A 7,658-nucleotide genomic window follows, 5' to 3' on the forward strand; every position below is an offset into this window, starting at 1 on the left:
ACCCACCAGCCCGCCGCAGCGGAAGCCGCTTGACAGCGCCTCTGTCCGCCTTTCCCGCAGGCAAGCGGGAGTTGGACGGCGAAGCCTCGCTGAAGGGACTCTCCGTGTGCTGCGCTCGGGGATAGAGCCCCTCGGCGCCGATCCATTCCCGCCAGCTTGCGGGTGCCGAGCCGACCGCAGTGTAGAATCATGCCCTCGTCGCCCGCAGGTATCGAAATTCTAATCTGCGAAAATGCCGGCTCGGATGGCTCAAAATGTCTGCGCCATATGGAATCAGATATCGCCAATCCTCAATAACTTCATTCCGCTGTCGCGAACGAGCCGTTCCGTCTCGCTAAAGTCAATCCGCTCGACACCTTCGCCATGCCCAGACCTTAAGTGTCCATGAATCTCAGACTCAATGATGAGAACCCAGTGTTCATTTGGCCCTGGATAGCCGCCAACCTCAGAAACTAATCCAGCCTAGCGTTTGCCAGGAACCACGAGAGCTTAAATCTTGTCTCACCGATCCGTTTTGCTCCTAAAGGTCCTGCCGGTTTGTTCGGCCTCACCCATGCTCATTCCCACCCCCAGTGGCTCTTCGGCCCGTGCCGTAGGTTCCACCACAGCATCCGACCGAGACGGTAGCGGATCCAGCAACTTCGAATTCTATCGCACTTGACTCGGCTTTGGCGGCTCGGGCGGAGGTTGATCTTTTGGCACGAATACTTGGCAGGAAACAGCAATGCTACCGCCTCGTACCGCATTCAGGGTAATGGTTGTGTCAGTGCTCGAATCTCGTCTGATAAAAGATGCTTTGGTCCCGATCAATACTCTCGCGCCGTGAGCGATTCTTTCTAAGGTGCTGCCGCGATGAACCGTGAATTCGGTTATCACTGGAAGGGCGACTTCGTAGCTGTGATAGCTTACGGTGAAATTTATTCCAGCTTTTGGCGACGGCCGCTGCACTGCAACCCATCGCGGCTTGCTATACATTTTGCCCAGTTTCGGCGACGCCCGGTCCGAGGTACTGCTCGGAAAGAAAACCTGCTGCCGTTTCGTTCTGCTGACGATCAGTCCTTAGGCAGTTCAGCCGCTTCCAGGCTCGATTTCGTCGGTGTTACTGTGATCGGCGACGAGCGTGCTGTGAGAGCCCTGTATAGTGACACCCGCGTACCCACCGCCTTCGCTAGCCCCAGTTTGCCGAGTTTTTGAGACTTGAAAGTGGCGCTGAATTTCGCTGCTGTTGGCGCTGCACGCCCAATAATGCTCTGCGGCTTGATAACTTCGGTCGTTTGTCCCAACCCGCTTTGTTAGTAGTGCATCGGACAATATGGCGTTGCAAGTATCCACGCCTTCAGCCTGTAACGCAGTTGGATAGGCGGTGAGCAAAAAGCAAGCGGGGCCGCGTTGACACCTCTGCGGACAATAGGCTGGGGTGCCATTTCTCGCTCTCGTCACAGAACTGCGGAATTCGTGGGTACCGACCGGAGCAGCGGACGCTCGTCGCGCGAGCCGACCAGCGCCGCGATCATGTCCATCAGCGTGATCCGCTGCCGCTCGATGTCGCTTGCGAACAGGTCTCTTGCATCGGGGCTCGTCCAATGAACCGACTGTAACACAGGTCAGCGACATCGCGGCGCAACTGCCACATCGCATCGAATGATTTCCTTGTAAGGCCCACCTGCTCGGGCGTCATTGATCAGACTAGCAGGCTGGTAAAGAATAGTTCTGTGATCTCAGTGACGGACGGCTCCTTCTCTCAGAAGTGACGACGGTCACAAATTCGTTTTTGCAGTTCCAGCAGTGCCAAAGATCGTGAACTTCCTGCCCATTGGCGCGTTCATGCCACTCGAGGTGGACTAATCCAGAGCTACACTGAGGGCATTTTTCGTGATGTGCTATTGAGCCCAGTGCCATGTGGAACGTCCCTCATTTCCCAGGTGCAGCATACGATTCCTGGTAGTGTCGGGAAATGATCTACGTCAACGATTTGCTCTTTTGGGGGACGCGCAGCTCGCCGGGAATGTCCGGGTGTCCGCTCCGGAGCGAATTTCGGATTCAACTCGGCCATTCCCGATCTCGCAAAAGGGGCATTCGCGTCGATTTTGCTGCGTCTCGGCCATGGCCGGTCTAGCGACAGAAGACATTCAGACAAGCGCACGATGTCGATCGATATGAGCCACCTCAGATATCAACCCGCGCGAGGGGCAAAGACTAGCGTAGCTCCCAGTGCGCACATGATGGCACCCGACACCTGTCGCATCTTGGCGAGGATTGACGGTCGCCTAGCAAGGCCGGCTCTCGCTTTCGCAGCCCAATGGGTCGCAACCAAGTCGGCGCTGGTGTTGAGTGCAACCGAGATGAGCCCGAGGACGATGAACTGCGCGGCGACGTTCGCGGATGGGTCGACAAACTGGGGATGAAGGCGAGAAAGAATGCGGCCGTCTTCGGGTTTAGTGCCTCGACGATGATGCCGTCGCGGAAGGCCCGACCCACCCCGGTCGTCTGCACCTCGGTCGGCTCGACAATGCGCGCTTCGCGCCAGGTCTTGAGCCCGAGCCAGATGAGATACAGGGCGCCCGCGATCTTCAAAAAAGTGAATGCCTCGGCGCTTGCCATGACGAGCGCAGATATGCCAACGGCGCCGCCGAACACGTGCACAAGGCCGCCGAGACCTAGGCCAACACTCGATGCCAACCCTTCCGTTCTGCCGCCGACAAGCGTTCGCGCCACGATATAGAAGATGCCTGGCCCCGGCGTGATCGCCACAAGCAGCGACGCTGCCAAGAACAGGAAGAAGGTCTGGAAATCCGGCATCGTCCACCCATCTAATCGCATCAACCAGTTCGTCTAGGGCCGGTCTTCGCACACGATGATTACGCTAACCTCAGGCCGGAATCGGAATGAGGGAAGCCACTTCCCGATCCTGCGGCTTTTCGCACGCCGCAAGGCCGGCGGCGACGCCGATGCGGTCAGCCTCGGGCCGGTTCTGGCTCATCTTGCGCTTGCCCTCGAACCTGGTGACCGGAATGCGCACTCCGATGATCCCTCGCAACTGGGAGGCAATGAAATCGGCGGGGGCATCGCTGACGGCCCAAGGCTTCGCGCGCGACTTCTCATGGATGTTCGTTAGGCGCGTGACCACCTCGAGCAGACGTTCGGGCTCCTGGAAGAACTCAACCGGCCCGTACGCGTGGACGGCGATGTAATTCCATGTCGGCACCACCTTCCTGGTTTCTTGCTTGGTCGCGTACCATGAGGGTGTCACGTAGGCTTCCGGACCCATGAAGATCGCCAGAGCTTCGCCGGTCGGAGCCGAACGCCATTATGGATTGCCTTCGCCAAGTGCCTGTACAGCACTCCGTGCTCTCCTTCGGTCTCATCGAGGAAGAGCGGCAAGGGTGTCGCAATCGGTCCGTCCGCGGTGGCCGTGACCAGGTTGGCGAGGCCGGCGGAGCAAATGGTCGCGCGGATGCTTTCGACCTCGTCATCTCTAAAGGCGGGGGGCACATACATGGCGGTTCTCCGTTCTCGTTCCTGAGATAGACCGAGCCTGGTACGGTTAGAACTGCCAGTTATCACTGATTTTGATGGTCCAGTTGGAGGGGCATGCGACTAGGACAATCGCCGCGAACGAAGCTGATCGACCGCTTGAGCCAGAAGCTGACAGCCGCGCTCGATCTGGCGCGCCTCCAGTGCGGCGTAACCCATGACAAGCCCGATAACGTCCGGCTGATGCCGGCGGCCAGGATGACGATGATTGAAGAGGGGGGCGACCGAATAGATGCCCACGCCCTTGACGCGAGCAGCCTCGATCAACGCTGCTTCGGACGTTTGGGGCAGATCGCGAAACCAGACCACCACATGCAAGCCGGCGGCTGCGCCGTCGATTTGGATTCGGTCGCCAAATCTGCGGCGCAAAGCGTCGAGCAGGATTTGCCGGCACTCGCCGTTGCGCCGTCGGACACGCTTGACGTGCCTATCGTATGCACCGGTCTCAAGCATCGTCGCGAGCGCTTCCTGCTCGATCAGCGGCGTGTGCCTGTCCATGATCTGCTTGGCCGCGGCGAACAGGGGCTGGAGTTCAGAGGGCACCACCAGATAGCCGATCCTCAGTGTAGGCGAGAGCGTCTTGGAGACGGTCCCAAGATAGATGACGTCCTCGCTACCTGCGAGCGCGTGCAGCGGGGGGACCGGCTTCGTGTCGTATCGGTACTCACTGTCGTAGTCGTCCTCGATTACGCAGGCATCGAACTTCCTTGCCCAGGCGAGCAACTGGTGCCGACGCGCGATCGGCATGACGCCGCCCAGCGGAAATTGATGCGACGGCGTCACGTACGCAAGCCGCGCTTCGATCTTCGCAACCCGCGCCGTGTCCAGTCCCTTGACGTCGACCGGAATCGGCACCGCGGCTGCCCTGGTGGCCGAGAAGACGTGCCTTGCCATCAGGTAGCCAGGGTCTTCCATGACGAACCGATCGTCGGAGTTGAGCAGCAGTCGCGCACACAAGTCGAGCCCTTGCTGCGAACCGTTCACGATGATGATTTGATCCACTTCGCATCGCACGGTGCTCGAACGCCAGAGATAGGGCTGCAGCGCCATCCGCAGCCGTCGAGAGCCGCAAGGATCGTTGTAGGCCAATCTCGCGGGCCGCCGTGTAATTGCAGCGACCGCGGCTCTTTTCCACGCGAGCACGGGGAAATCCGAAGGTGAGAGGTCACCATACCGAAAATTTGCGAGGAGGTTGCGAGGTTGCTCCTCCGAGCGCGGCGCGACCTGTCTCAAACGCTCACCGTAGCCCGACAGTCGCACCTTCCGTGACAATGGCCGCCACGTCGCGCGCACGCGCCCCCTCTCGACAACAGCTTGTGCAACGCGCGGTCGTGCGCCATGGCGGATCTCGATGAAGCCTTCCGCCGGCACGAAGCGCGCGATGCGTGTCCAAAATCCGACGTCGGCGCAAAGCATGTCAGGTTACATGCAGGGTACCCTACTGGGCGTGTGGATGTTTTTCAAAGCTTTGTCATGTGCTTAGTGCGCGGGGACAGCCTGGCACGTTGATTGCTAACTCAGATGAAGCGACAAGGTCGCGCAACAAGCAACATTGGGAGAAAATCATGGTGCTGTGCATGGCGTCCCCGGCTCCTTCGCTCAAAGTCGAGAACTGGCTGCGTGGCGAGCCCCTCACGAACTTCCAGCCCGGGAAAGTGTACATCGTCGAATTTTGGGCAAGTTCGTGCGGCCCATGTGTGGGGGTGATGCCCCATCTGATAGAGCTGCAATCAAAATACCAAGACGAGGGGCTTGAGGTCGTCGGAGTCGCAGCTAGTGAAGAAGCACCAACGGCGGATCAGGCTCGCACCAAGTTGGACGCATGGTTGACTGAAAAGTTCTCAAATCTGAACTATCGAATCGGGTTCGACAGTACAGGCGAAATGTACAAGCTTTGGATGGATGCCAGCTCTTCTCTTGGGATTCCGACATCGTTCGTCGTCGACCGCGACGGCCACATTGCCTTTATCGGTCATCCGATCGAAATCGACGACGTCTTGCCGAAAATTATCAACGGCACTTGGCGCACCAGCTATCAAGCTAAAGCCGCTGATGCGGAACGGATTGCGGCAGACCAACGCTTGGCGCGCGAACTCTCAATCCTCCAGACAATTGAACCGGCGATGGAAGCAAAGGATTGGCCGACAGCGCTCTCAGCGGTCGAAGAGGGCATTGCCGCGATGCCGGACAATCTCGAGTTCCGCGAGATTCATGCGGATCTGTTGCTTCACAAAATGCGCGACACGGCGACCGGCTTCCAGGTCTTACGCCAACTGGTTCGAGATGCGATTGAGAAACAGTCAGAGGCTGTGCATGGGCTGGCTACTGTGATGCGGCAACTGTTTGATCCGGAGAACGATAAGGCCCACCTTCCGCGTGCCGAGCGCTTTGCGATCGGCAGGGATGTGTCGGAACATATCCTCAATTCTGGGCAAGCTAGCGGTGATTCTTATTGGGTGGTCGCTCAGTATTACTACGAGAGTGGTGACAAGCAACGCGCGATCGAGCTGATCGAGCGGGCAATGACATGGCTAGACGATCCGAAAGCTATGCCGGACGCTATGAGGGAAGCTACGAAAAAGTATTATATGCCGCGGTTGCTCCAAACCTTGGCCAACTACAGGGGCGAGAAGGTTTGTTGCAGCGGGTCTTGTTCGATTTCGCAGGAAAAGTCTCCTGGAGCTCCCAAAATGCAGCCGCAGGAGGAGACATGAAGGGGGATGTTAATCGAAGATGCACGATCGGGGCTATTTAAGCGCCTTCGAAGCGCTCGCGACCAGCAGAATCATTCAGGGTGATTGCGACACGCAGGTCACAAGGAAAGCCGCGCTTCGATCTTCGCAAGCCGCGCCGTGTCCAGTCCCTCGACGTCGACCGGAATCGGCACCGCGGCTGCCCCGGTGGCCGAGAAGACGTGCCTTGCCATCAGGTAGCCAGGGTCTTCCATGACGAACCGATCGTCGGAGTTGAGCAGCAGTCGCGCACACAAGTCGAGCCCTTGCTGCGAACCGTTCACGATGATGATTTGATCCACTTCGCATCGCACGGTGCTCGAACGCCAGAGATAGGGCTGCAGCGCCATCCGCAGCCGTCGAGAGCCGCAAGGATCGTTGTAGGCCAATCTCGCGGGCCGCCGTGTCATTGCAGCGGACCGCGGCTCTTTTCCACGCGAGCACGGGGAAATCCGAAGGTGAGAGGTCACCATACCGAAAATTTGCGAGGAGGTTGCGAGGTTGCTCCTCCGAGCGCGGCGCGACCTGTCTCAAACGCTCACCGTAGCCCGACAGTCGCACCTTCCGTGACAATGGCCGCCACGTCGCGCGCACGCGCCCCCTCTCGACAACAGCTTGTGCAACGCGCGGTCGTGCGCCATGGCGGATCTCGATGAAGCCTTCCGCCGGCGAGTTGCTCATAGGCGATCGTCACCGTACCGCGAGACACGCCGAGTTCCCCGGCGAGGGCGCGGGACGACGGCAGCAGCCCACCGGCGCCGTACACGCGCCCCAGGATCTGATCCCTAAGCGCTTCGTAGATCTGACGCGCTCCCATTCGCGGGGTGCGGTGCCTAGACTACTTTCCGGCGCAAAATTCGCGCTTCTAACCAGACTGGTCAACCGCGCGGACAACGACAAGGCCCCGCCAGGGGCTGGCGGGGCCTTGAGAGGCCAGACTGAGCTGGGACGGACTACGGTTGGCGTGACTGGTTTTCCATCGCGCGTCCGATATTGATGAGGTTGTCGGCGACGACGCCGAGGCCGACCCAGCGTTTCATTCCGATGCTGCCCTTGTAGCGGCAGCGATCGAGCCCGTGTCGCCGCTTGACGACGCTGATACGTCCCTCGCATCCGGTTCGCCATTTCTGACCGTTACGGAACCAGCGCTTTTTCTGCTCACGCTTGCGCTCGGCGCTTTTGGTAGAGCGATTGGGAATGCAGACGCGTTTGACGCCTCTGGCTTTCGCTGCAGCTTCGTTCCTGGCGGAGTAAAATCCAGCAGTCGGCCACGACTGCGGCTCTTGGGATGCCGTCTCGCCAGCGCCTCATATACCGCAGCTATGATCTGTTCATCCGCCAGAACGCGGTCGGCATGCTCCATCCAACCTTCGCGAAGATCGCTCACTTCTT

The 7,658-nt window shown here is 59.2% G+C and carries 2 protein-coding genes and 5 pseudogenes; 1 reads left to right on the top strand and 6 read right to left on the bottom strand.

Annotated features, from left to right (window positions below; genetic code table 11):
* Window positions 1–1,436 precede the first annotated feature (1,436 nt).
* From C7G61_RS45370 to pdxR, 4 genes and pseudogenes are all read right to left on the bottom strand, one after another.
* Window positions 1,437–1,601, bottom strand: coding sequence for a globin family protein (locus C7G61_RS45370; protein ID WP_190242248.1), 165 nt, complete (start codon window positions 1,599–1,601; stop codon window positions 1,437–1,439).
* Window positions 1,602–2,173: 572 nt separating this feature from the next.
* Window positions 2,174–2,799: pseudogene (locus tag C7G61_RS41515) on the bottom strand (LysE family translocator).
* Window positions 2,800–2,869: 70 nt separating this feature from the next.
* Window positions 2,870–3,498: pseudogene (locus C7G61_RS41520) on the bottom strand (FMN-binding negative transcriptional regulator).
* Between the two features lie 99 nt (window positions 3,499–3,597).
* Window positions 3,598–4,899, bottom strand: a pseudogene (gene pdxR / locus C7G61_RS41525) (MocR-like pyridoxine biosynthesis transcription factor PdxR); the annotation flags it as partial.
* 200 nt (window positions 4,900–5,099) lie between these two features.
* Between pdxR and C7G61_RS41530 the strand changes: the two are divergent.
* Window positions 5,100–6,248, top strand: a complete 1,149-nt coding sequence (locus C7G61_RS41530) for a TlpA disulfide reductase family protein (RefSeq protein ID WP_108523292.1) — start codon at window positions 5,100–5,102, stop codon at window positions 6,246–6,248.
* A 104-nt stretch (window positions 6,249–6,352) separates the two neighbouring features.
* On the opposite strand, the pseudogene C7G61_RS47165 reads toward C7G61_RS41530, so the two are convergent.
* A pseudogene (locus C7G61_RS47165) lies at window positions 6,353–7,083 on the bottom strand (aminotransferase class I/II-fold pyridoxal phosphate-dependent enzyme); the annotation flags it as partial.
* A 136-nt stretch (window positions 7,084–7,219) separates the two neighbouring features.
* Window positions 7,220–7,528 (bottom strand): annotated as a pseudogene (locus C7G61_RS41540) (transposase); the annotation flags it as partial.
* Window positions 7,529–7,658: the final 130 nt, after the last annotated feature.

The organism is Bradyrhizobium algeriense, from assembly GCF_003062295.1.
GTDB classification, from domain to species: Bacteria; Pseudomonadota; Alphaproteobacteria; order Rhizobiales; family Xanthobacteraceae; genus Bradyrhizobium; species Bradyrhizobium algeriense.